This window comes from Curvibacter sp. Hmag1.1 (genome assembly GCF_059769165.1).
In genome coordinates, this window is the sequence record NZ_JBMBGX010000002.1 from 2,110,413 (window position 1) to 2,133,432 (window position 23,020).

Annotated in this window: 20 protein-coding genes and 1 pseudogene; 8 read left to right on the plus strand and 13 right to left on the minus strand. The window is 61.6% G+C overall.

What is annotated here, in order from left to right; translation table 11 throughout:
* Positions 1 to 1,311 (plus strand): peptidylprolyl isomerase, encoded by a 1,311-nt coding sequence (locus ACOAP0_RS10625; RefSeq protein WP_498376372.1) that lies wholly within the window; start codon positions 1 to 3, stop codon positions 1,309 to 1,311.
* Positions 1,308 to 2,105, plus strand: a complete 798-nt coding sequence (rsmA, locus tag ACOAP0_RS10630; RefSeq protein ID WP_498376373.1) for a 16S rRNA (adenine(1518)-N(6)/adenine(1519)-N(6))-dimethyltransferase RsmA — start codon at positions 1,308 to 1,310, stop codon at positions 2,103 to 2,105. The genes ACOAP0_RS10625 and rsmA overlap by 4 nt, the downstream gene beginning before the upstream one ends.
* Positions 2,106 to 2,191: 86 nt before the next feature.
* Here rsmA and ACOAP0_RS10635 read toward each other — a convergent pair whose 3' ends face one another.
* The 9 genes and pseudogenes from ACOAP0_RS10635 to ACOAP0_RS10675 form a co-directional block, all read right to left on the minus strand.
* On the minus strand, positions 2,192 to 2,407 hold the full coding sequence (locus ACOAP0_RS10635) for a hypothetical protein (protein WP_087495840.1): 216 nt from the start codon (positions 2,405 to 2,407) through the stop codon (positions 2,192 to 2,194).
* Positions 2,386 to 2,787, minus strand: a complete 402-nt coding sequence (locus ACOAP0_RS10640) for a barstar family protein (protein WP_087495841.1) — start codon at positions 2,785 to 2,787, stop codon at positions 2,386 to 2,388. The genes ACOAP0_RS10635 and ACOAP0_RS10640 overlap by 22 nt, the downstream gene beginning before the upstream one ends.
* A gap of 34 nt (positions 2,788 to 2,821) precedes the next feature.
* Positions 2,822 to 3,167: pseudogene (locus tag ACOAP0_RS10645) on the minus strand (guanyl-specific ribonuclease).
* Between the two features lie 199 nt (positions 3,168 to 3,366).
* The gene (locus tag ACOAP0_RS10650) at positions 3,367 to 5,727 is read right to left on the minus strand and encodes an NADP-dependent malic enzyme (RefSeq protein WP_498376374.1); all 2,361 of its coding nucleotides are present in this window, start codon (positions 5,725 to 5,727) and stop codon (positions 3,367 to 3,369) included.
* 156 nt (positions 5,728 to 5,883) lie between these two features.
* Positions 5,884 to 7,071 (minus strand): NAD(P)/FAD-dependent oxidoreductase, encoded by a 1,188-nt coding sequence (locus ACOAP0_RS10655; protein WP_498376375.1) that lies wholly within the window; start codon positions 7,069 to 7,071, stop codon positions 5,884 to 5,886.
* A gap of 104 nt (positions 7,072 to 7,175) precedes the next feature.
* Positions 7,176 to 7,340, minus strand: coding sequence for a rubredoxin (locus tag ACOAP0_RS10660; protein ID WP_087495845.1), 165 nt, complete (start codon positions 7,338 to 7,340; stop codon positions 7,176 to 7,178).
* Positions 7,341 to 7,440: 100 nt separating this feature from the next.
* Positions 7,441 to 7,923, minus strand: a complete 483-nt coding sequence (locus ACOAP0_RS10665) for a rubrerythrin family protein (RefSeq protein WP_498376376.1) — start codon at positions 7,921 to 7,923, stop codon at positions 7,441 to 7,443.
* Between the two features lie 160 nt (positions 7,924 to 8,083).
* On the minus strand, positions 8,084 to 9,442 hold the full coding sequence (locus ACOAP0_RS10670; protein ID WP_498376377.1) for an ATP-binding protein: 1,359 nt from the start codon (positions 9,440 to 9,442) through the stop codon (positions 8,084 to 8,086).
* A 4-nt stretch (positions 9,443 to 9,446) separates the two neighbouring features.
* Positions 9,447 to 9,980 carry a heme NO-binding domain-containing protein gene (locus tag ACOAP0_RS10675; RefSeq protein WP_087495848.1) on the minus strand — a complete coding sequence of 178 codons (534 nt, stop codon included), beginning with the start codon at positions 9,978 to 9,980 and terminating at the stop codon, positions 9,447 to 9,449.
* 133 nt (positions 9,981 to 10,113) lie between these two features.
* Between ACOAP0_RS10675 and ACOAP0_RS10680 the strand changes: the two genes are divergently transcribed.
* Together ACOAP0_RS10680 and ypfH are read left to right on the plus strand one after the other, a co-directional pair.
* Complete coding sequence (locus ACOAP0_RS10680; protein WP_498376378.1) at positions 10,114 to 11,319, plus strand: multidrug effflux MFS transporter; 1,206 nt, start codon at positions 10,114 to 10,116, stop codon at positions 11,317 to 11,319.
* Between the two features lie 4 nt (positions 11,320 to 11,323).
* Positions 11,324 to 12,007, plus strand: a complete 684-nt coding sequence (gene ypfH, locus ACOAP0_RS10685) for an esterase (RefSeq protein WP_498376379.1) — start codon at positions 11,324 to 11,326, stop codon at positions 12,005 to 12,007.
* Between the two features lie 18 nt (positions 12,008 to 12,025).
* Here ypfH and ACOAP0_RS10690 read toward each other — a convergent pair whose 3' ends face one another.
* Complete coding sequence (locus tag ACOAP0_RS10690; protein WP_498376380.1) at positions 12,026 to 13,429, minus strand: aminopeptidase P N-terminal domain-containing protein; 1,404 nt, start codon at positions 13,427 to 13,429, stop codon at positions 12,026 to 12,028.
* Complete coding sequence (locus tag ACOAP0_RS10695; RefSeq protein WP_498376381.1) at positions 13,426 to 14,274, minus strand: nucleotidyltransferase family protein; 849 nt, start codon at positions 14,272 to 14,274, stop codon at positions 13,426 to 13,428. The genes ACOAP0_RS10690 and ACOAP0_RS10695 overlap by 4 nt, the downstream gene beginning before the upstream one ends.
* Before the next feature lie 136 nt (positions 14,275 to 14,410).
* Between ACOAP0_RS10695 and ACOAP0_RS10700 the strand changes: the two genes are divergently transcribed.
* Positions 14,411 to 15,205, plus strand: a complete 795-nt coding sequence (locus ACOAP0_RS10700; protein WP_498376382.1) for a ParA family protein — start codon at positions 14,411 to 14,413, stop codon at positions 15,203 to 15,205.
* 107 nt (positions 15,206 to 15,312) lie between these two features.
* Positions 15,313 to 17,619, plus strand: coding sequence for a penicillin-binding protein 1A (locus ACOAP0_RS10705; RefSeq protein ID WP_498376383.1), 2,307 nt, complete (start codon positions 15,313 to 15,315; stop codon positions 17,617 to 17,619).
* Here the strand turns inward: ACOAP0_RS10705 and ACOAP0_RS10710 are convergent.
* Positions 17,616 to 18,737 carry an NADH:flavin oxidoreductase/NADH oxidase gene (locus tag ACOAP0_RS10710; protein ID WP_498376384.1) on the minus strand — a complete coding sequence of 374 codons (1,122 nt, stop codon included), beginning with the start codon at positions 18,735 to 18,737 and terminating at the stop codon, positions 17,616 to 17,618. The two genes, ACOAP0_RS10705 and ACOAP0_RS10710, sit on opposite strands and share 4 nt — an antisense overlap.
* A gap of 133 nt (positions 18,738 to 18,870) precedes the next feature.
* Here ACOAP0_RS10710 and tkt point away from each other — a divergent pair, with 133 nt between their 5' ends.
* Both tkt and gap read left to right on the plus strand, forming a co-directional pair.
* On the plus strand, positions 18,871 to 20,949 hold the full coding sequence (gene tkt / locus ACOAP0_RS10715; RefSeq protein WP_498376385.1) for a transketolase: 2,079 nt from the start codon (positions 18,871 to 18,873) through the stop codon (positions 20,947 to 20,949).
* A gap of 97 nt (positions 20,950 to 21,046) precedes the next feature.
* Positions 21,047 to 22,045, plus strand: a complete 999-nt coding sequence (gene gap, locus ACOAP0_RS10720; protein WP_087495857.1) for a type I glyceraldehyde-3-phosphate dehydrogenase — start codon at positions 21,047 to 21,049, stop codon at positions 22,043 to 22,045.
* A 175-nt stretch (positions 22,046 to 22,220) separates the two neighbouring features.
* Here the strand turns inward: gap and ACOAP0_RS10725 are convergent, their stop codons facing one another.
* Positions 22,221 to 22,925: a Crp/Fnr family transcriptional regulator gene (locus tag ACOAP0_RS10725; RefSeq protein WP_498376386.1), complete on the minus strand. Its 705-nt coding sequence runs from the start codon at positions 22,923 to 22,925 to the stop codon at positions 22,221 to 22,223.
* Positions 22,926 to 23,020 lie beyond the last annotated feature (95 nt).

Sequence of the window (23,020 nt, forward strand, 5' to 3'; positions counted from 1 at the left end):
ATGAAATCCAGCGTACGCGCATGGGCCTTGGCGTGCCTCCTGACAGCGGCAACCCCTGCCCTGATGGCCCAGCAGGCCCTTCCGGGTGACTACATCGTTGCCGTGGTGAACTCCGAGCCCATCACCTTTCAGGAGCTGAGCATCGAAGTGCGGCGGGTGTCGCAGCAATTAACCCAGCAGGGACAGGCAGCGCCAGCTCCTGAAGAGCTTCGCCGCTTGGTGTTGGAGCGGATGATCAATGACAAGGCCCAGTTGCAGTTGGCCCGGGAGCAGGGGATCCGGATGGATGCCACAGCTATCGATCGTGCAGAGCAGAACGTGGCCAGCCAGAACGGCGTGGATGTGCTTGCCCTGCGGCAGAAGCTCGCCAAAGACGGTGTGACCGTGCAGTCTTTCCGCGATGGCCTGCGCGATCAGCTGACCCTTAGCCGCCTGCATGAGCGCGAGGTGGAGTCTTCCATCAAGGTGTCGGATGTGGATGTGGATCGTGCGATTCAGGAGCAACAGGCCAACAACACGGATCCATTCGCCCAGGAACTCAATATTGCGCAAATCCTGATCGTGGTGCCCGAGAAGGCCAATGGCGAAGAAGCTGCAGCCTTGTACGTCAAAGCCCAAAGAGTGTTGCAGCGCGCCCGCGATGGCGAGGACTTTACCAACCTCGTCAAAGAATTTTCCGCCGCGGACCGCAACAATGGAGGTCAGATCGGCCTGCGCCGTGGTGACCGGTTGCCGCCTTCGTTTGTGAACGCCACCCAAGGCTTGAAAGTGGGCGAGATTGCGGACGTGGTGCGTACCGGTGCGGGTTTCCACATCCTCAAGTTGGTGGAGCGCAAGGCGCCGACCCGCCTGGTCCAGACCATGGTTCAAACGCGTGCACGCCACATTTTGTTGCGCAATTCGCCCCAGCTTCCCCAAGCCCAGGCGATTGCCCGATTGGCCGATGCCCGTCAACAGATCGTGAGTGGAAAGACCGATTTCGCGTCCATGGCCCGCAAGATGTCGCAAGACTCGTCAGCCGAACAGGGTGGGGATTTGGGTTGGGCTTCACCCGGCATGTTTGTCCCTGAGTTTGAAGAGGCCATGAACCGCTTGCAAGACGAAGGTGCTATCAGTCCGCCGGTGGTGTCTCGCTTCGGTGTACACCTGATTCAGTTGGTGGATAAGCGCCGCGTGGAGTTGAGCCCCCAGCAGATCCGCGAGTCCGTTCGCGCCCAGTTGCGCCAGAGCCGCTATGAAGAGGCTTACACCGCTTGGGCGCGCGATGTGCGCGCCCGCGCCTTTGTGGAAATGCGTGAGGCCCCGCAATGAAGCATCTGGCGCGCAAGCGGTTCGGCCAGCACTTTTTGTCGGACTCCGGCATCATCGATGCGATTGTCCAAGCCATCAACCCCCAGCCTGGCGATCCGATGGTCGAGATTGGTCCCGGTCTGGCGGCCCTGACACAGCCTTTGGTAGAACGCCTGGGTCGCCTGACCGTGATTGAGCTGGACCGTGATCTGGCAAAGCGTTTGCGCAGCCATCCTCAGCTCCATGTGATTGAGTCAGATGTACTGAATGTGGATTTCAGCAGCGCCGACATTGCGCCAGCAGCTCCTGAAAATGCAGCAACCTTCGCAACCGTAGCCCGCAAACTTCGGGTGGTGGGTAACCTGCCCTACAACATCTCAACACCCATCCTTTTCCATTTGCTGGACTACGTGGAGTGCATTGAAGACCAGCATTTCATGCTGCAAAAGGAAGTGATTGATCGCATGGTGGCCCCGCCTGACAGCTCCGACTTCAGTCGCCTGAGTGTGATGCTGCAATGGCGCTATGCGATGGAGGACGTGCTGTTTGTTCCTCCGGAATGCTTCGATCCCCCGCCCCGGGTCAATAGTGCCGTGGTGCGCATGGTGCCCCTGGCCCAACCGCCAGTGTTGGATGTGGGGCTGTTTTCGGAAATGGTGCAGGTGGCGTTTAGCCAGCGCCGCAAGTTGCTGCGCCACACACTGGGGGCCTGGCTGGAGCAGAAGGGTTTTTCAGGCCAGTTTGACGTGCAACGTCGCGCCCAGGAGGTTCCGGTCGAAGAGTACGTGGCTTTGGTGCAATCGCTGAAGGCTTAAGTACCCGCTAGAGTGCGCCTGCTTTTGGAGCCCCTATGAAAAAAGGCCTGTCACAGACAGGCCTTTTTGCTTCCTTACCGTACTGATCAGGCGGCTGCCAACCAGTATCCCGCGTTAAAGGGGCTGCTCATGCGCAACGCCAGGGGCGACACATCCAACAACTTGTCGGTCGGCATTTTTTCGCCGGTGTCGGTAATCGGCTCGGCAATGGCAATTTCTGCCACGGCTTCGCTGCTTGCCTCGTTCGCCCGTTCTGCTTGGCTGGTTTGTGCAGAACGGGCTACAGAAAAGAATAGAAGCATCGGAAAGGAATTTTCCGGTCTCCCCAGTAGTCCGCGGTGTCACGGAAGATGTCCAAGAGCTGCTCGCGCGCTTCCTTGTCGAATTTGACGTTCGCGGGAATGTGTTCCAGCACCGCCACAAAACCAGGCTGAGGGCCCGACTTGTGCACAGGGTCGGTCAGATTGTCGTACAGCGCGTCAAAATTCTTGCTGACGGTGGTCGGCAGCATGAATTGCTGGCCGATCATGTCCAGCACGTCCTGTTTGGTCTGGGCGTTAGCCAGGTTGGCGTACAGAAAGTGGTGACCCAGGCCTTGTGCGGCTTCCTGCAGGTCCGACACGCGAAAAGCGCGGATCGATTGAACGATATTCGTTCTGACAGTTCGAAGTGGCGTATCCATCCCCGATTCTCTTTCTCAAAGTACAAAATTCGGCTCAGGGCACGATCTTGCGAAAACTCGCATAGTGATCGGCCGTGTAATAACAGGCTTGAGGTGCAGTGACTTGCTTGCCGCCGCACACAATTCTTCGGGCTCCCCGGTTGGACGCTCCGGGCGTCTTCACGGTGTATTCGCGGTAAAAACCTCGGGGCTGCAAGGGCAGAATCCGCTCCCGGTTACCGAAGACGTCGCCGTCTTTGTCGTAGGGGAAAGGACCACCTTGCAGGACCAGGTTGTAGGTCGTACGGGCTTGGGGGGGGCAGGCTGGCAAGTGCAACAGTCGACTCTGCGACAAAAGCCGGAGCTTCTTTGGCAGAGGAGACACCGGCAGACCATGCCACCGTCACAAACAAGCCAGTAAGTACTAACTTGATAACTCCCTTGTGCACCCAGAATCCTTTACGACTACCGCGGGTTAACCCGAAAAAGTAAGCCGCTAGTGTCGCGTATTCGGCACAAAAAAGCAAGGGCTTGCTCAATAAATAAGCAAGCCCTTACACAAATTTTACACGCAGAGTGGGCACTAACTGCCCCGAAAACTCAGCGTGTAGCGTTAGCGTCTGCGACCGTCAGAGCAGTCATGTTGACGATGCGGCGCACGGTCGTGCTCGCCGTCAAAACGTGCACCGGTTTGGCTGCACCCAAGAGCACCGGCCCGATGGCGATGTTGCCACCAGCTGCAGTTTTGAGCAGGTTGTAGGCGATGTTGGCAGCATCGATATTCGGCAGCACCAACAGGTTGGCATCGCCGTGCAGGGTGCTATTGGGCATCAGCGCCTTACGGGCTGCGCCATCCAGTGCGACGTCGCCGTGCATCTCGCCGTCCACTTCCAGCCAAGGGGCTTGCTCGCGCAGCAGTTCCAGGGTGCGGCGCATTTTGATGGCGCTGGGTTCGTTGCTGCTGCCGAAGTTGGAGTGGCTCAGAAGCGCGGCCTTGGGCTTGAAGCCGAAGCGCATCATTTCTTCGGCGGCCATGACCGTGATTTCGCACAGCTGTTCGGCGGTCGGGTCGTAGTTGACGTGGGTGTCCACCAGAAAGACCTGGCGGTTGGGCAGCATCAGGCCGTTCATGCAGGCATAAATCTGCACATCCTGCGGGGTGCTGGGGCTTCCGCCGTGGCGTTTGCCGATCACCTGGTCGATGTAATGCAAATGCGTGGCGGTGGTGCCCCAAGTGCCGCAGATCAGGCCGTCCACATCGCCCTTGTTCAGCAACATGGCGCCAATCAGCGTTAGACGGCGGCGCATTTCAATCTTCGCCATCTGGACCGTGACACCTTTGCGCTCAGTCATGCAGTGGTAGGACTGCCAGAAGTCGCGATAGCGGTGGTCCTGCTCGACGTTGACGACGTTGTAGTCCACGTTTTCTTTCAGGCGCAGACCAAATTTTTCGATGCGCTCGGCAATTACCGCAGGACGTCCGATCAAGGTAGGCAGTGCGAGGCGCTCGTCCACCACGATCTGGGCAGCACGCAGCACCCGCTCGTCTTCACCCTCGGCGTAAGCCACGCGCTTCTTCAAGGCCTTCTTGGCAGCATTGAAGATGGGCTTCATGGTGGTGCCGGAGGCATACACAAAGCTTTGCAGCTTCTCGCGGTAGGCGTCCATGTCCTGGATGGGGCGCAATGCCACGCCGCTGTCTGCAGCTGCCTGCGCCACCGCAGGTGCAATCTTCATCATCAAGCGCGGATCGAAAGGCTTGGGAATCAGGTACTCCGGGCCGAAAGCGAGCTGCTCGCCGACATAGGCTGCTGCAACCACTTCACTTTGCTCTGCTTGTGCCAGTTCGGCGATCGCATGGACAGCTGCAATTTCCATTTCCAGGGTGATGGTGGATGCGCCGGCATCCAAAGCACCCCGGAAGATATAGGGGAAGCACAGGACGTTATTGACCTGGTTGGGGTAGTCGGTGCGGCCGGTTGCCATGATGGCGTCGTCGCGCACGGCCTTGACTTCTTCCGGCAGGATTTCGGGCGTGGGGTTGGCCAGCGCAAAGATCAGGGGTTTGTCCGCCATGGACTTGACCATGTCCTGCTTGAGCACGCCGCCAGCGGACAGGCCCAGGAAGATGTCTGCACCCGCAATGACTTCACGCAAAGTGCGGGCATCGGTCTTCTGGGCGAACTGGATCTTGTCCTCGTCCATCAGCTCTGTACGGCCTTCATAGACCACGCCGGCCAAGTCGGTCACAAAGATGTTTTCGCGAGGAATACCCAACTTGACCAGCAAGCCCAGGCAAGCCAGCGCAGCAGCACCCGCACCCGAGGTCACGAGCTTGACCTTTTTGGGGTCTTTGCCGGCAATTTTCAGGCCGTTCAGGATGGCAGCGCCCACGCAAATGGCGGTACCGTGCTGGTCGTCGTGGAACACCGGGATCTTCATGCGCTCGCGCAGCTTGCGCTCCACATAGAAGCAGTCGGGCGCCTTGATGTCTTCGAGGTTGATGCCGCCGAAGGTAGGCTCCAGCGAAGCAATGATGTCGACCAGCTTGTCGAGGTCGTTTTTCTCATCAATCTCGATGTCGAACACATCAATGCCGGCGAACTTCTTGAACAGCACGCCCTTGCCTTCCATCACCGGCTTGGACGCCAACGGACCGATGTCGCCCAGACCCAGCACGGCAGTGCCGTTGGTGATCACGGCCACCAGGTTGCCGCGGCTGGTGTATTTGAAGGCGTTGTTCGGGTCTTTGACGATCTCTTCGCACGGAGCTGCCACACCGGGGGAGTACGCCAGCGCCAGATCATGCTGGTTGATGAGCTGCTTCGTCGCACTGATCGCTACTTTGCCCGGGGTGGGAAACTCGTGGTACTCCAGCGCCGCTTGCCGCAACTGGGCTTTCTTCTCTGCGGAATTGGAAACAGGGGGGCGTGGCGTGAGCGGCGTGGTCTGGTCTGTCATTCGGCTTCCTCTGTGGCCGGGGCTCTCGCAACACGAGGCGTGCCCCAGCACGGTAATGGGCTTTGCATTGTAGGCTTGGCTCTCTAACTCCCCGCTACAGAGGAGGCCAACTTTATGCGAATGGCGTATGGGGTTATGACCAGTCCTTTGGCGCCCTCACGCCGTAGTGAGCTTGGCCATTTCCATGCGGCGTGCAGTGCTCTTGCCCGCCAGCACAAAGCCCCGTTGCTGACCGGCCGAATCCACAAAACGCCAAGCACCCTCACTGCCTTCAGCCTCCCACTGGCCCGCCGTGGCGGGATGCGCTGCAGCCACCACAATGGGCAAAGCCGGTGTTTTGATGCTGACTGGCATCAAGGGAAACACCACCTCGGTGGGCGTGCCTGCCAGGGTCGCGGCCAGTGCGCGCGCTGCAGTCATTACGGGCATGACGTAAGGGAGGGTGCGTTGACCGGCGCTCTCGTACTGGGCACAGTCGCCCAGGGCGTAGACATCCGCGGCGGAGGTTTCCAAGCGAGTGTTTACAAGGACACCCCGTTCACAGGCCAGCCCTGCGGCCAGTGCCAGAGCGGTATCGGCGCGCAAGCCAATGGCGCTGAGTACCAGATCGGCTAGTACGGTGCTGCCATCCGCCAGGGTGGCCAGCAGCTTTCCGTTGGCATCCGCATTCACAGACGCGACCGAGGTGCCGAAGTGCCATTGCACGCCCAGGCCCGACAAAGCGGCCTGCAATTGTTCGCCAGCTTCGGCGGGCAACAAAGCAGCCAGGGGCCGTGCAGCGGGGTCCGCCACATGGACCTGGACACCGGCTAGCGCGAGGTCGTTGGCAAACTCGCAGCCGATCAGGCCGGCACCCATCACTACTACGGTTTTACCGTCGCCACTGCCGGGCACGGTGGCGTCAACCCCCAGTGCGGCGTGGAAACCCGCGAAATCATCGAGTGTGTTGATGGAGCGCACGCGGTCGGCAGCGTCGCCCTGCAAGGGAATGCGAATCGGGTGAGCACCGGTCGCGAGTACGAGCTTGCGGTAGCTCAAAGCCTGCACAGTGTCACCCTGACGCACCGTGAGGGTCTTGGCGCTTGTGTCCAAGCTCTCCGCACGTGAACGGTCCATCAGCGTGACTTGCAGGGTCTCTGCCATTTTGGCGGCGGGGGTCGTCACCAGTTGCGCGGGACCCCGCTTTTGGGCGTAAGCGTTCGAAAGCGTGGGCTTGGCATAGAAGTCCCCGCTGTCTGCGGTCACCAGTACCACCGGAGTGTTGGCGTCGAGCTTGCGGAACTCACGCACCGTGGTCCAACCGGCCACGCCGCTACCGATCACGATGACAGGAGAGCTGCTCATGCGCGGGCTCCTGTGCGGTGGCTGTGGGCAGTGGGGCGGGGTGGGGTCGGTGGGACGTTGCGATTCATCGTGATTTCCTGTGGGTGGGCTTGAGGCCGGATGGCCTAGATCGTAACGACCTCGAAGTCCGCTTTGGCTACGCCACAGTCCGGGCACTCCCAGCTCTCGGGCACATCGGCCCACAAGGTGCCGGGCGCAATGCCGTCTTCGGGGCGGCCGGCAGTTTCGTCATACACAAAGCCGCAAACGATGCAGATATAAGTTTTCATGGTATTCAAAGGTAAAGAGTCAAAAGTGTTGCTAGCGCACGTGTGATATGCGCGAGAAGCTATGAAATTAGTAGCGTAAAGCAGCCTGCTGAAGACAGGCTTAAGCGGTCAGAGTTGCCAGTTGCGCCTTGTAGTGGTTGGCGTGGCGCTCCTCGACGCGGGCCAGGGCGGCGAAGCGTTTCTGGGCTTTCTCCAGAGTCGCTTTGAACTGGGCTGCGTGCACCTTGCTTTCTTCAATCTGCTCGTCCATCTCGGCAACGGCTGCGGCATTGCCTTCAGCTTCTGCCGTGGCACGGAAGCCCGGGTACATCTCGCTGTACTCGTAGGTCTCGCCGTCGATGGCGATTTGCAAGGCCTTGGCCGGCGTCATGGTGGCCTTGGGGTACAGCAAGTCCAGGTGACCGAATGCGTGCATGACTTCCTGGTCGGCGGTTTCTTCAAAGGCGCGGGCCGTCGCTTCATCGCCCATCTCGCGGGAGAGCTTGGCGAAATAGCGGTACTTGATGTGGGCCATGGACTCGCCGGCGAAGGCGGCTTCCAGATTGGCAAATGTCTTGATCTCGGGGCGTTGTGCGGTGCTCATGGTCATCTCCTGGGGCGGTGGCTACAGAAACCATTTCTGCGGCATGGAGTGAATGGTAGGCACTGCGCTTCAATAAAGCCAATCGCATTTGACTAATCTATAGATAGAAACTATCTTTTGTAGTCCCAAAGGGGCGGCGTGCCACGCTCCGGTGAGGAACTCAGGAAGCCCGCAGGGCGCCTGCCTGGTTCAATGCCTGGCGCAAGGTGTCGAGTTGCACAGGTTTGCTCAAAAACAAATCCATGCCGGCTTCCATGCAGGCGATACGGTCTTCCGCGTAGGCATTGGCCGTCATGGCAATAACCAACGGTTGCCGGGTCAAGGGCATGGCGCGCAGGGCCTTGGCGGCCGTGATGCCGTCCATCTCCGGCATTTGCATGTCCATCAGCACCACATCGAATTCGGCCTCCCGGAGTCGCTCCAAGGCGAGCAGGCCGTTCTCGGCCTCCTTGTGCGGCGGGCAGCCCAGCTGTTTGAGCTGGTTACGCGCCAGCAGGCGGTTGAGAGGCTGGTCATCCACCAGCAGGATGCGCAGCCCCGACAAATCCATGTGTGCCGCAGGTGCCGCTTCGACGGCAACTTCTGCGGGTCGCGTCCAGGCCTCGGGAGCAGACAGGCCCAAGGCAGCGGGCGACAAGGTAAAGCTGAATTCAGTCCCGACTCCGGGCGTGCTTTGCACCTGCAAATCGGCGCCCATTTGGTCAATCAGCGCTTTGCAAATCACCAGACCCAGACCGGTGCCGCCGAACTTGCGGGAAATGGAACTGTCCCCCTGCTTGAAGGGCTCGAACAACTGCGACATCACCTCCGCGCTCATGCCTATACCGGTGTCTTTCACACTGCAACGCAGGCCTTCGGGCGTGCAGAGCAGCGCAATGCGAACCTCACCTTCCGAGGTGAACTTGAGCGCATTGCCCACCAGGTTCATCCAAACCTGCCGCAAGCGGTTCGGGTCGCCGGTCGCATGGTCGGGTACATGGTCATCCATGTCGAGGTGCAAGACCAATCCCTTGGCCTGTGCCTGTGTGCGGAACAGCGCCAGAGTGTCCTGCACCACCTGCCGGGGATTGAAAGGAATGCGCTCCAACTCCATCTGGTGCGCTTCAATCTTGGAGAAGTCCAGGATGTCGTTGATCAGGCTGAGCAGGGCATTTCCCGCCATGAGGATGTTGTCCACATAGCCGGCCTGCTCGTTATTCAGGGGCGTGGATTTAAGGAGCTCCGTCAGGCCGAGTGCGCCGTTCATGGGCGTGCGGATTTCGTGGCTCATCATCGCCAGAAAGCGGCTTTTGGCCACGTTGGCCGACTCGGCCTGCACCAGTGCGGCTTGCAGCTCCGCCGTTCGCTCGCTGACCCGCTGTTCCAGCACTTGGTTGGCTTGGAACAAGGCCAGGCTCTTTTCTTCCAGCAAATGCTCCGCTTGCTTGCGCGCCGATTTCTCGCGGTCCAACCGCCCCTGCATACGCCTCAGGGCTTCGGCATGAGGATCCAGCGGGGGCGGGGCAGCGGAATCTGTCACGCAGTCAGGCTTTGTTGCGGAGTTCGAAGCGGATAGCCCCATCCGGCAAGTTGACGCGAGTGACGTTGACCGGGTCTCCGAAGTGGGTGACCGCACCGGCAATCAGGCCCTCGGCCAGGTCGCCGAAGTGCCGGGGGGAGGCGTAGAGCATGTTCAAGCCGTCCGGCAAACGCTCGCAATCAAAGCTGGGCAGCTGGGCGTCCGGGTAGAGCTTGCGCACTTCGGTATGGATCACCGACTCGATGCCATACAAGAAATCGACCGCCGAAGTAATGCCGCCGAAAAACGCGGGGTACAGCGCATGAAAGCGTCCGAACAGGTGCACACCAAAAGCATGCACCAGCGCCGGCACCGGCAGGCCTGAGCGCTGCGAGAGCGCGACCACCATGCCTACGAGCTCATTGTGGTCGTAAGTGCCGACTGCGGTGTACGCACCGCCGCTGGGAGGCGCACTGTCGTCAATGATGTCGTCCACCATGTCGGCAGAGAACTTGTCCTCCACCATTTCCAGAAACTCGGTAAAGACCATGCCTTTCATGCGCAATCTCCTTTAGGGGGTTTCCGCTTTATAGCCGAGCCCGAGCCAAAACGTGCAGGAAAAAGAGCCCGCATTCACCTTCAATCACACACCGGCCCCCCGTGTAACGCGGCGGGGGTATGCTCGCGCCCCTATGAAAACTTCCTTCCTCGGCACCGCTCTGGTGCTCGGCCTGCTGTCGGCCATCGGCCCGTTTGCCATTGACATGTACCTCCCCGCCCTGCCCTCCATCGGCCAAAGCCTGGGGGCTTCCATGGGTGCGGTGCAGGCCAGCCTGATGGCCTTTTTTATCTCGCTGGGTGTGGGCCAGATCATTTACGGCCCCGTGTCCGACATGGTGGGCCGCAAGGCGCCCCTGTACTTTGGTCTCGTGTTGTTTGCCTTGGGCAGCGTGGGCTGCGCGCTGGCGCCGGACATTGAAACCCTGGTGGTGTTGCGCTTCATCCAGGGGCTGGGCGCCTGCGCCGGGATGGTGATTCCGCGTGCGGTGGTGCGCGATCTGCATACCGGGCATGACGCCGCGCGGCTCATGTCGCTGCTGATGCTGGTGTTCAGCGTGTCGCCCATCCTCGCGCCTCTGGCCGGTAGCGTGCTGATTGAAGTGTTTGGCTGGCGAGCCGTGTTCTGGGCTGTGACCGTGGCCGCCATGTTGGGCCTGGTGTTGTTGGCCACCAGCCTGCCGGAAACCCGCCCTCCGGAAGACCGCGTCAACAGCAGCTTTGCCAGTGCCTTGGCCGCTTACGGCGTGCTGTTGAAGGACCGGCATTTTCTGGGCCTGGTGTTCATCGGTGCCTTCGGTATCTCCAGCTTCTTTGCCTACTTGGCCAATTCATCGTTTGTGCTGATCGACCACTACGGTCTCACGCCGCGCCAGTACAGCATCGCGTTTGCGGCTAATGCGGCGTCTTTCATCGGCATTTCGCAGTTCACAGGCAAGCTCAGCGCGCGCTTCGGCCTGGTCAAGCTGGTGAAGTTTGCGGTGGTGGGGTACGCGTTGATGATGAGCCTGCTGTTGGCAGTCAACCTTAGCGGCATCGAGCGGCTGGATGTGATGCTGGGCATGCTGTTTGTGGGCTACGGTTTCTTGGGTCTGGTGGTGCCGACCACAGCGGTGCTGGCGCTGGATGAACATGGCGAGATTGCCGGCACCGCCTCGGCCCTGATGGGTACCCTGCAGTTCGTGACCGGTGCGGTGGTCATGGCAGTGACGGGCGCCATGGCGGATGGCACCGCCCGCCCCATGGTGGCCGGCATTGCGGGTTCGGCTATCGTTGCGTTGGTGCTGGCCCGCATCACATTGCGCCATTCAGGCCGCGCGGCCGCACAAGATAAGGAGTGAGCCCATGACAGACATCGTCGTTCAACAGCCGGCAGGCACCCCCCAACAACTTTTCATGTTGCACCACGGTGTGGGCGCCACGCCCGAAGGTCTGGTGCCGTTTGGCCGGCGCCTGGCGCAAGAGTTTCCGGAAGCGCTGGTGGTCAGCTTGCAAGGTCCACAGGCCTCTGACCTCGGCCAGGGCTACCAGTGGTTTTCAGTGGTCGGGATAACCGAAGAAAACCGCCCTGAGCGCGTGGCAGCCGCCATGCCCGCATTTGTGAAGGCTGTGCAGGACTGGCAAGCCCGCGTCGGCGTCAGCCCCGAGGCCACAGCGCTTGTGGGCTTTTCGCAGGGCGCCATCATGGCCTTGGAATCCACCCAGCAAGATGTCTTTCTGGCCGGCCGCGTGCTCGCCTTGTCGGGCCGCTTCGCCCAACTGCCCAAGGCACCGCACGCCCACACCACCCTGCACTTTGTGCACGGCAAGGCCGACAAGGTGATGCACTACGGCTACACCGTGACGGCGGCAGAGCACCTGGTGAGCCTAGGTTCGGATGTTACGGCCGACGTCATTCCCTTCGTGGGCCATGAGGTGAATCAGGATGTGGTGGACACGGCCGTCGAGCGCCTGCTCGGCCACCTGCCCAAGCGCCACTGGGAGGCCGTCCACCAGGCGGCCGAACAGGACGACACCGCCGAGGACTGATCGGCCCGTTATCGAACCTTAGCGCATCAAGGCTTCAATAGCATCTGCCTCCACCGGCACACCGCGGCTGATGAGCTCACAGCCGGTGTCGGTGACGATGGCGTCGTCTTCAATGCGGATGCCGATGTGGTGGAACTGCTCCGGCACCCCTGGTGCCGGACGCACATAAATACCGGGCTCTATGGTCAGCACCATGCCGCTGCGCAGAATGCGCGCAGGGCGGTTCACGATCTCATTGCCGGTGAGTGCGTCTTTGCGCACATGCTTGGTGCCCAGCTCAGACGGCTCGGTGTACGAGCCGCAGTCATGCACATCCATGCCCAGCCAGTGGCCGGTGCGGTGCATGTAGAACTGGAAGTAGGCGCGCTTTTCGATCACATCGTCCAGGCGGCCCACGGTGTTTTTGTTCAAGAGCCCCAAGTCCAACATGCCTTGCGCCAGCACCTTGACGGTGGCGTCATGCGGGTCGGTAAAGCGCGCGCCGGCCTTGGTGGCTTCCACAGCGGCCACTTGCGAGGCCAGCACCAGGTCATACAGCGCGCGCTGCGGGCCGGTGAATGTGCCGTTGGCAGGGAAGGTGCGGGTGATGTCGCTGGCGTAGCCGTCCAGCTCGCAGCCCGCGTCAATCAGCACCAGCTCACCATGGCGCACCGGGGCCGCGTCGGCACGGTAATGCAGCACGCAGGCGTTGGCACCGGCGGCCACGATGGAGCTGTAGGCCGGATACTGCGAGCCCTGCAGGCGGAACTCATGCAGCAGCTCAGCGTCCAGGTGGTATTCGCGCACGTCTTTGCCTTCGCGCAGCATGCGGGCCGAGAGCTGCATGGCGCGGATGTGGGCTTGCGCGCTGATCTGCGCGGCGCGGCGCATCACGTCCTGTTCATAGGCATCCTTGATCAGACGCATCTCGTCCAGCGGGCCGCACAGGTCGCGCACCTGCTCGGGCACCAACGTGCCAAAGCGCACGCGGGCGCGCAGGCTGCTGAGCCAGCCGTCGATGCGGGTCTCCAGGCCCTTGTGGGTGGCAAAGGGGTACCAGACGGCATCGGCGCCATCGAGCAAGCCGGGCAGGCGCTGGTCCAGCTCGTCTACCGAATAGGCGGCGTTCACGCCCAGGGCGCCCGGCGCTGCATCCGGCCCGAGGCGAAAGCCGTCCCAGATTTCGCGCTCCAGGTCTTTGGGTTCGCAAAACAGGGTGGTGGTGCCGTCACCCTGGATCACGAGCCAAGCCCGCGGCTCGGCAAAGCCGCTCAGGTAATGGAAGTAGCTGTCATGGCGGAACAAAAAGTCCGCATCCCGGTTGCGCTGCTGCTCCGGGGCCGTGGGCAGCACCGCCACGCCATGCGGGCCGATGTGGGCGGCCAGGCGCGCGCGGCGGCCGGCGTAGTCTGCGGTGAGTGCGGAGGTGGAGGACTGGGTCATGGTGTCTGTGCGTTGAGTTCTGCCAAGCGCTCGGGGGTGCCGACGTCGGTCCAGCGGCCAGTGTAAATCTCGGCGCTCACCCGTGCACCCTGCATGGCCTTGCGCAGGAGCGGAGCCAGCGGCGCTTTGATGCCGTGCGGGTTGCCGGCGGGAATGTCGCACCAGGGCTGGGCAAACAGGTCGCGGTGAAACAGGGCAAAGGTGCTGTAGGTGTAGCGGGGCGCAGTGCTGCCCGGAGCGGGGTCCACGCAGCGGCCAATGCCACCCGCGCCCACCGCCTCAAGCCCGAAGTCCCCTTTCGTGTTGTGCGCCGGGTTGGGCACCAGCCACAGGTGGGCCAACATGCCGCTGCCCGCAAAGCGCTTCAAGGCGCTACGGGTGAACACCATGTCGGGCGCAAATACGTCACCCGCCATGGACCAGAACACCGTGTCCAACTGTGGCAGGGCGCGGGCAATGCCGCCAGCCGTCTCCAGCGCGCCGCCAAAATCGCGGCCTTCATGAGAGTAATGCAGATGGATGCTGGTGGTTGGTTGCTCTGAATTTGATAGCTGCTTGCGCACATCCATCGGGCGCTGGAGGGCTAAAGCATCATGAAACGCAGCCTCGATCTGTTCGCCCAACCAGGCCGTGTTCACCATGGCAGACGCAAAGCCCCCTGCGGCCAGCGCCTCCAAGTGGTACTGCATGAGCGGCTTGCCGTGCACCTGCAGAAGGGGCTTAGGGCGGGTGTCGGTCAGCGGGCGCATGCGCTCGCCGCGGCCGGCAGCCAGCACGATGGCGGGGCTGGTGCGTGCGGGCGAGGCGGTGTCAGAAGAGGAGTCAGAGGGCAATAGGTCAGGCATGGTGAGGAAGCATAGCCCACGCACTGGCGCAGTTTTTGCCTGCATGGCGTGTGCGCAGGGGTGTTCAGCGCCGTGTCATGCGGCCCCGCTAGACTGCCTGCATCCCCGTGGACCGCTTTGATCAAAGGAAATCGTTATGCAGCACGTTGTTTTCAACCAGAAAGGTGGCGTTGGCAAGTCCACCATCACCTGCAACCTGGCGGCCATCAGCGCATCCCAGGGTTTGCGCACCCTGGTGATTGACTTGGACTCCCAGGGCAACTCCAGCCGCTATCTGCTGGGCGCCGACATGGCCGACGAGCTGCCCAACGTGGCCGAGTTTTTTGAGCAGAGTCTCAAGTTCACCGTGCGCGACAAGCCTGCGAGCGACTACATCAGCGAAACCCAGTGGCCCAATCTTGACCTGCTGCCATCCAGCCCGCTGCTCGACGAGCTGCACAGCAAGCTGGAGAGCCGCCACAAGATCTACAAGCTGCGTGACGCCCTGGAGCAGTTGGCCGCCGACTACGACCAGATTTACATCGACACCCCGCCGGCACTCAATTTCTACACCCGCAGCGCGCTGATTGCCGCGCAGGGCTGCCTGATCCCGTTTGATTGCGACGATTTTTCCCGCCGCGCGCTCTATACCCTGCTGGAGAACGTGCAGGAGATCAAGGCTGACCACAACAAGAATCTGGAAGTGGAAGGCATCGTGGTCAACCAGTTCCAGCCGCGCGCCAACCTGCCGCAGCGCCTAGTGCAGGAGCTGATTGACGAAGGCCTGCCGGTCTTGCAGCCCTACCTCGGTGCCTCGGTGAAGATCCGCGAGTCGCACGAGCAGTCCAAACCCATGATTTATCTGGAGCCCGGCCACAAGCTGACCCAGGAGTTTGTGGCTTTGCACGACGCCTTGTTGCCCAAGAAAAAATCAGGCAAAAAGAGCAAGTAGCGCCCGCCCATATTGCGCGAGTAGCTCCTTTTTTCATAGCGTTTACAAACGGGTCGCCCGCGCGCGACCGGCACTGTCGATAATGCGCGCTCCATCTTCGAGCCGCTATGCAAACCACTTCCTGGGGCCCCTGGCCCATGCGCATCCTCAAAACCGGCCTGGTGTTGGCAGTGCTGGGTGCCCTGTTTCTGGCCGCTGCGGTCGCGTTTTTCTCGACCCAGCTGCCGGATACATCTTCCCTCTCCAATTACCAACCCAAGCAACCGCTGCGTGTGCTCACGGCCGATGGTGTTGAAGTAGCCGGTTTCGGGACCGAACGCCGGGTCTACAAACCCATTGACCAGATTCCCAAGCTGATGAAAGACAGCCTGCTGGCTGTGGAAGATTCGCGCTTCTATGGCCATGGCGGGTTGGACCCCATAGGCGTCGCCCGCGCGATCGTGGCCAACCTGACCGGCGGCCGCACCCAAGGGGCGTCCACGATCACCCAACAGGTGGCGCGCACATTCTTCCTGAGCCGCTCGCGCACCTTGGAGCGCAAGATCAAGGAAGCGCTGCTGGCCTACAAGATCGAGTCCCAGCTCAACAAAGACCAGATTCTGGAGCTCTACATGAACCAGATCTACCTGGGCGCACGGGCATACGGCTTCGAAGCGGCAGCACAGGCCTACTTCGGCAAAACGCTCTCTGCGCTCAGTGCGGCCGAGTGCGCAATGCTGGCCGGCCTGCCGCAGAACCCTTACTTTGCCAACCCCATCCAGAATTTCGAGCGCGCACGTACCCGCCAGCTGGTGGCCTTGAGCCGCATGCGATCGGAAGGTGTGATCGACGAAGCGCAGTACCAGGCAGCCAAGGCTGAAAAGCTCGCTGTGCGAAAACGCAATGAAGTGGATGTGCACGCGGAGTACGTGGCCGAGATGGTGCGCCAGCAGGTCTATGCCCAGTTCGGTGAGCTGAGCTACACCACCGGCCTCAACGTCACCACCACTTTGCGTGCTGCGGACCAGCAGGTAGCCTACAAGGCGCTGCGTCACACGCTGGTGGAACACTCGCTGCGCCAGGTCTGGCGCGGTCCGGAGGGGCAGGAGAGCCTCGCTGCCGACTTGAAGGACGAAGATCCGGCCGTGGCCCAGGCGCTCGCCGACTACGACGATGACGAAGACCTGCGCATCTCCATCGTCACCCGTGCCAGTGCCAAGGCTGTCAGCGTGGTGCTGGGCTCGGGTGAGGCGATCACCATCGACGGTACCGGCCTGCGCCCCGCGCAGTCCGGCTTGGGTGACTCTGCAGCCGCCAAGCTCAAACTGCGCCGCGGCTCAGTGGTGCGGGTGCTGCAACAGGGCAAGGCCTGGAGCCTGGTGCAGTGGCCCGAGGCCGAGGGGGCTTTCGTGTCCATGGACCCGGCCAATGGCGAGATTCGCGCGCTGGTGGGCGGGTTCGACTTTCACCGCAATCAGTTCAACCACGTGACCCAAGGCTGGCGGCAACCGGGTTCCAGCTACAAGCCCTTCATTTACTCCGGAGCCATCGAGAGCGGCATGCAGCCCGAGTCGCTTGTCAATGACGCGCCCATGGAAAACGTGGGTGATTGGGCACCCGAAAACGATGACGGCAGTACCGACGGCCCCATTACCCTGCGCCGCGCGCTGGCCCGCTCCAAGAACCTGGTGTCCATCCGCCTGATGCAGCTGCTTTCACCGGTGGGCGCCCGCGAGTGGACCAGCCGGTTCGGCTTCGACCCCGAGCGCCAGCCCGACAACCTGACTCAGGCTTTGGGCACCGGCTCCACCAATCCCTTGCAAATGGCGGGCGCGTATTCGGTGCTGGCCAATGGCGGTTACCGTGTGAACCCGGTGCTGATCCAGAAGATTGCCCGCACGAATGGCGAGGTGGTGTTCGAAGCCAAGCCTCAGGTGCTGGACGAGACCGTGCGCGCCGTGCCGCAACGCAATACCTTCATGGTGTCCAGTCTTTTGCAAGAGGTCACCCGCACCGGCACGGCGGCCAAAGCCCAAGCCACCCTCAAGCGCCCGGACCTGTATGGCAAAACCGGTACCACCAATGACGTGGTGGACGCCTGGTTCGCGGGCTACCAGCCCGGCCTGGTGGCGGTGGTGTGGGTGGGCCATGACACGCCGCGCAGCCTGGGATCGCGCGCCTCCGGTTCTGCACTCGCGTTGCCGGCGTGGATCGACTACATGGCCACCGCCCTCAAGAATGTGCCTGTTCAGGAGGTGCAGCCTCCTGCCGGCGTGGTCCGCGTTGGCGGAGACTGGCGCTACGAGGAATGGGCCAATGGCGGCTTTTTGGAGAGCATAGGCGTAGACGGGCAAGCTATCTCTCCTGCACTCGCCGTGAAGCCGAACCCTCCGTCACCTGATAGCGCCGCAGTGGTGCCGGCCGCAATCAACTAGCGCGTGCCCACTGCCACCTTGCCGAACACGCTCTGAGCCTCGCGCGGCAGGCAGCGCCAGTAGACGGGGTTGCCTTCCACTTGGCCACCCAATGCGGCGGCGGCGTGCCATCCCCAGCGCGGGTTGTAGAGGAAAGCACGGGCCAGGGCGATCAGGTCGGCATCGCCGGCTTGCAGAATGTCTTCCGCTTGCTGCGGCTCGGTGATCAGTCCTACCGCCGTGGTGACCATGCCGGATGCCTCGCGGATGCGCTTCGCAAACGGCACCTGGTAGTTGGCACCCAGCGCAATTTTTTGCTGGGGCGAGACCCCGCCGCTCGACACGTGGATGAAGTCGCAGCCCAGCGCCTTGAGCTGCTGCGCAAACACCGCGCTTTGCTCCACATCCCACGCACCCTCCACCCAGTCGCTGGCAGAGATGCGTACACCCAGCACACCGCGGAAGGCGCTTCGCAGTGCGGCAAACACTTCCAGCGGAAAGCGCATGCGGTTTTCCAGGCTGCCCCCGTAGGCATCGGTGCGCTGGTTGGCGATGGGCGACAAAAACTCATGCATCAGGTAACCATGGGCCGCATGGAGTTCGATCGCCTCCACACCCAACCGGGCGCTACGAATCGCAGCCTCTACGAACGCGGCTTTGACGCGCTCCATGCCTTCCAGTGTCAGCTCGGCGGGCGGTGGTTCCTGGGGCAACTGGGGAAGTGCTGAAGGACCTACCGGCTCCCACCCGCCTTCTTCACGCGCCAGCAGCTGCCCGCCCTGCCATGGCAGTTTGCTCGACGCTTTGCGACCCGCGTGCGCGAGTTGGATGCATACCGCGGTGCGCGGCGCCAACTTGCGCGCGCGGTGCAGTTTATCGGCCAAGGCGGCCTCGGTGCGGTCGTCCCACAGCCCTAGACAGGCCGGTGTAATGCGGCCTTCGGGCAACACGCCCGTGGCTTCGATGGTGAACATGGCGGCACCGCTATTGAGCAGGTTGCCCCAATGCATCAAATGCCAGTCTGTAGCCTCCCCGTTCACGGCTTGGTATTGGCACATGGGGGCCACCACAATCCGGTTAGGCAAAACGAGGCCGCCATCGGGCGAGGGGAGGGTGGTGGGGGTGAAGAGGAGGCTCATGTCAAAAGCATAGCCCAAGGGCGCCAAGCGCGTGCGCTGCAGGGGTGTAAGGTCCGCCAAAACCCGCACCGGTAAAATCGCGACAGTTTTACGCTTCCACTCTTTCTTAACCTACCTCCCGGAGTTGCCCTCAATGGCCCCCACCCCCAATACCAAAGACATGGCAAATGCCATCCGCGCACTGTCCATGGACGCTGTGCAACAAGCCAACTCCGGTCACCCCGGCGCCCCCATGGGCATGGCCGACATGGCAGTGGCATTGTGGGGTGAGCACCTGCGCCACAACCCCACCAACCCCCACTGGGCCAACCGCGACCGCTTCATCCTGTCCAACGGCCACGGCTCCATGCTGATCTATGCGTTGCTGCACCTGACCGGCTACAAGCTGCCTATCACCGAGCTGAAGAACTTTCGCCAGCTGCACAGCAAAACCGCGGGTCACCCCGAGTTCGGCATTACCCCCGGCGTGGAAACCACCACCGGCCCCTTGGGCCAGGGCATCACCAACGCCGTGGGCTTTGCCTTGGCTGAAAAGCTGCTGGCCAAAGAATTCAACCGCGAAGGCCATGCCATCGTGGACCACCACACCTATGTGTTCATGGGTGACGGTTGCCTGATGGAAGGCATCAGCCACGAAGCCGCCGCACTGGCCGGCGCCTGGAAGCTGGGCAAGCTGATCGCCCTGTATGACGACAACGGCATCTCCATCGACGGTCAAGTCGCCCCTTGGTTCATCGACAACACTGCCCAACGTTTTGTGGCCTACGGTTGGAACGTGATCGGCCCCGTGGATGGGCACGATGCTGGTGCTGTCTCTGCTGCGATTGCACAAGCCAAGGCCGGCACCGACAACCGCCCCACCCTGATCATCAGCAAGACCCACATCGGCAAGGGCAGCCCCAACCGCGCCAACACCTCCAAGGCCCACGGCGAGCCTTTGGGCGCTGAAGAAATCAAGCTCACCCGCGAAACTATCGGCTGGAGCCACGCCCCCTTCGTGATCCCCAAGGAGGTTTATGCAGACTGGGACGCCAAGGAAAAAGGCAAGGCTGCAGAAGCGGCGTGGAACGACAAGTTCGCCGCCTACAAAGCCGCTTTCCCTGAGCTGGCCAAAGAGTTCGTGCGCCGCATGAAGGGCGACCTGCCCAAAAACTTCGTGCAGACCGCGGTGGACACCGTAATCGCTGCCCACCAGAAGGGCGAAACCGTGGCCAGCCGCAAAGCCAGCCAGTTGGCGCTGGAGTCTTTCACCGCAGCCTTGCCCGAAATGCTGGGGGGCTCTGCCGACTTGACCGGCTCCAACCTGACCAACACCAAGAGCACGCCCAATCTGCGTTTTGACGCATTGACCGGCGACGTGGTGACCAACGAAGCCGGCCAGGGCGGTCGCCACATCAACTACGGTGTGCGCGAGTTCGGCATGGCCGCCATCATGAACGGCGTGGCCTTGCACGGTGGTTACATCCCTTACGGCGGCACTTTCCTGACCTTCAGCGACTACAGCCGTAATGCCATCCGCATGGCGGCATTGATGAAGCTGCGTGTGGTGCACGTGTTCACCCACGACTCCATCGGTCTGGGCGAAGACGGCCCCACCCACCAGTCCATCGAGCACGCTGCTAGCCTGCGCCTGATCCCCAACCTGGATGTCTGGCGTCCCGCTGACACGGCCGAAACCGCCGTGGCATGGACCGTCGCTTTGCAAAACAGGGCCAAGCCCACTGCGCTGCTCTTGAGCCGCCAGAACATTGCGTACGCTGCCAAGTGCGACTCCGCTGCCGCCCCAGATGCCTCCGGCATCGACTCCATCAGCAAGGGCGCCTATGTGCTGTCCGAGCCATCGGATGTGGGTATCAAGAAGAAGACCCAGGCCGTGATCATTGCCACCGGTTCCGAAGTGCAACTGGCGATTGCTGCGCAAAAGGTGCTGGCCGAGCGCAAGATCGCGGTGCGCGTGGTCTCCATGCCCTCCACCACCACCTTTGACCTGCAAAGCACCGAGTACAAGTCCAGCGTGTTGCCGGCCGGCGTGCCCCGCATTGCGGTGGAAATGGGCTCCACCGGTGGCTGGTGGAAGTACGGCACTGCGGCCGTTGTCGGTCTGGATACGTACGGTGAATCGGCTCCCGCTCCGGTACTGTTCAAGCACTTCGGCTTCACGCCTGAGAACGTGGCAGACACCGTGCAGGCCGCATTGACCCGCAAAGTTTGAGTTGGCTCAAGCGGCGCGTATTTCTTGATGAAAAGCGCCGCTTACCAAGTGGTTACACCCGCTTATAGTTTCTAGTTGATTTTTATTGAGGTATCCCATGGCAATCAAAGTAGGTATCAATGGTTTCGGTCGCATCGGCCGTATGGTGTTCCGCGCAGCGGTGCAAAACTTCAACGACATCGAAATCGTCGGCATCAACGACCTGTTGGAGCCTGACTACCTGGCCTACATGCTGCAGTACGACAGCGTGCACGGCCGCTTCAAGGGCGAAGTGTCTGTCGACAATGGCGTCCTGATCGTCAACGGCAAGAAGATCCGCCTGACCCAGGAGCGCGATCCTGCGAACCTGAAGTGGTCTGAAGTCGGCGCCGATATCGTGGTCGAGTCCACCGGCTTGTTCCTGACCAAGGAAACCGCCCAGAAGCACATCGACGCTGGTGCCAAGAAGGTCATCCTGTCCGCTCCTTCCAAAGACGACACCCCCATGTTTGTGTACGGCGTGAATGACAAGACCTATGCCGGCCAAGCCATCATCTCCAACGCGTCCTGCACCACCAACTGCCTGGCTCCCCTGGCCAAGGTGATCAATGACAAGTTCGGCATCAAGCGCGGCCTGATGACCACCGTGCACGCTGCCACTGCCACCCAGAAGACCGTGGACGGCCCGTCCAACAAAGACTGGCGCGGCGGCCGCGGCATTCTCGAAAACATCATTCCTTCCAGCACCGGCGCAGCCAAGGCCGTGGGCGTGGTGATTCCTGAGCTGAACAAGAAGCTCACCGGCATGGCTTTCCGCGTGCCTACTAGCGATGTATCCGTGGTCGACTTGACTGTCGAACTGAACACCTCTGCCACCATTGCCGAAATCAACGCAGAGTTGAAGGCGCAATCCGAAGGCGCTTTGAAGGGCGTGTTGGGTTACACCGAAGACAAAGTGGTTGCTACCGACTTCCGTGGTGACAGCCGCACTTCCATCTACGACGCAGAAGCCTCCATCGCTTTGGACGGCACTTTCGTCAAGCTGGTGAGCTGGTACGACAACGAATGGGGCTACTCCAACAAAGTGTTGGAAATGGCTCGTGTCGTTTCGAAGTAAAGTTCACCCCCCTGGCGGCTTTGCCGCCTCCCCCTTGCAGGGGGCGCTACCTGCAGCCCGGCGGAGCCGGTTCTGCGGTAGCCTTGGAGGAACTCCCCCTCATGCAAGTAAAACGCGCCTTCGGGCGCGTTTTTTTATGGGCGGTGGCGGAGCTTTTTTGGCGGAAGCAGATGCGTTATTCGCACTCCGCGCGCAGCGCCTGCAGATCCAACAGCTCAATACAGCCGCGCTGCACGTGCAACACGCCACGGGCTTTGAAATCGCGCAGGATCTGGTTGGTGGTCTGGCGTGATACGCCGATCATCAAGGCCAGTTGTTCCTGGGTGACGACCAGTACGCGCAAGGTACGGTCGCTTTCTGTGGCCTGACCGTAACTCAGGGCCATGGTCAGCAGGCGCCGTGCGAGGCGCTGGGGCGCAGGCAACACAGTTTGTTCCTCCATGCTCACGAAGGCCAGGCGCAGTTTGTCGGCCATCAGCACGGCCAGGTCACGCCAATGCGCTGGATGCTGGGTGAGCCATGCCAGCAGCTCCTCGTGGGGAATATGGAGCAGCGTACACGGCTCAGCCGCATGGGCGTCGTGGGTGCGGGCAGAGCCGTCAAACACCGAAATCTCGCCAAACCATTGGGGCGGCGAGAGCAGCACCAACACAGCCTCACGCGCCCCGTCTCCCTCGCCACTGTGCCCCGAGATGCGGATGGTGCCGCGCACCACGGCATAGAGACCGCAGGGCGCGGCGTCCCGCAGGAACAACTTTTCGCCGGCCTGAAGGTGGCGTACACGGGCCATGTCCAGCAAGCCTTGGGCAAAGTCCGGCGGCAGCTGGGCAAACCAGCGACCGCTGCGTAGCATGGGCAAATGGCTGGAAACGTCGGGCATCAGGGCTTTCACTAGGTGGAGTGTGATGTGTCGGCTACTTGACAGACGGCAAGCATACCTGCACCCATGATCCGCCCAGAGCCAAGGAGACAAAC

Excerpts from the sequence above, each read along its gene's own strand:
- ACOAP0_RS10625 (WP_498376372.1), top strand. The coding sequence starts at position 1 with ATGAAATCCAGCGTACGCGCATGGGCCTTGGCGTGCCTCCTGACAGCG.
- rsmA (WP_498376373.1), top strand. The coding sequence starts at position 1,308 with ATGAAGCATCTGGCGCGCAAGCGGTTCGGCCAGCACTTTTTGTCGGAC.
- ACOAP0_RS10635 (WP_087495840.1), bottom strand. The coding sequence starts at position 2,407 with ATGCTTCTATTCTTTTCTGTAGCCCGTTCTGCACAAACCAGCCAAGCA.
- ACOAP0_RS10640 (WP_087495841.1), bottom strand. The coding sequence starts at position 2,787 with ATGGATACGCCACTTCGAACTGTCAGAACGAATATCGTTCAATCGATC.
- ACOAP0_RS10650 (WP_498376374.1), bottom strand. The coding sequence starts at position 5,727 with ATGACAGACCAGACCACGCCGCTCACGCCACGCCCCCCTGTTTCCAAT.
- ACOAP0_RS10655 (WP_498376375.1), bottom strand. The coding sequence starts at position 7,071 with ATGAGCAGCTCTCCTGTCATCGTGATCGGTAGCGGCGTGGCCGGTTGG.
- ACOAP0_RS10660 (WP_087495845.1), bottom strand. The coding sequence starts at position 7,340 with ATGAAAACTTATATCTGCATCGTTTGCGGCTTTGTGTATGACGAAACT.
- ACOAP0_RS10665 (WP_498376376.1), bottom strand. The coding sequence starts at position 7,923 with ATGAGCACCGCACAACGCCCCGAGATCAAGACATTTGCCAATCTGGAA.
- ACOAP0_RS10675 (WP_087495848.1), bottom strand. The coding sequence starts at position 9,980 with ATGAAAGGCATGGTCTTTACCGAGTTTCTGGAAATGGTGGAGGACAAG.
- ACOAP0_RS10680 (WP_498376378.1), top strand. The coding sequence starts at position 10,114 with ATGAAAACTTCCTTCCTCGGCACCGCTCTGGTGCTCGGCCTGCTGTCG.
- ypfH (WP_498376379.1), top strand. The coding sequence starts at position 11,324 with ATGACAGACATCGTCGTTCAACAGCCGGCAGGCACCCCCCAACAACTT.
- ACOAP0_RS10690 (WP_498376380.1), bottom strand. The coding sequence starts at position 13,429 with ATGACCCAGTCCTCCACCTCCGCACTCACCGCAGACTACGCCGGCCGC.
- ACOAP0_RS10695 (WP_498376381.1), bottom strand. The coding sequence starts at position 14,274 with ATGCCTGACCTATTGCCCTCTGACTCCTCTTCTGACACCGCCTCGCCC.
- ACOAP0_RS10700 (WP_498376382.1), top strand. The coding sequence starts at position 14,411 with ATGCAGCACGTTGTTTTCAACCAGAAAGGTGGCGTTGGCAAGTCCACC.
- ACOAP0_RS10705 (WP_498376383.1), top strand. The coding sequence starts at position 15,313 with ATGCAAACCACTTCCTGGGGCCCCTGGCCCATGCGCATCCTCAAAACC.
- ACOAP0_RS10710 (WP_498376384.1), bottom strand. The coding sequence starts at position 18,737 with ATGAGCCTCCTCTTCACCCCCACCACCCTCCCCTCGCCCGATGGCGGC.
- tkt (WP_498376385.1), top strand. The coding sequence starts at position 18,871 with ATGGCCCCCACCCCCAATACCAAAGACATGGCAAATGCCATCCGCGCA.
- gap (WP_087495857.1), top strand. The coding sequence starts at position 21,047 with ATGGCAATCAAAGTAGGTATCAATGGTTTCGGTCGCATCGGCCGTATG.
- ACOAP0_RS10725 (WP_498376386.1), bottom strand. The coding sequence starts at position 22,925 with ATGCCCGACGTTTCCAGCCATTTGCCCATGCTACGCAGCGGTCGCTGG.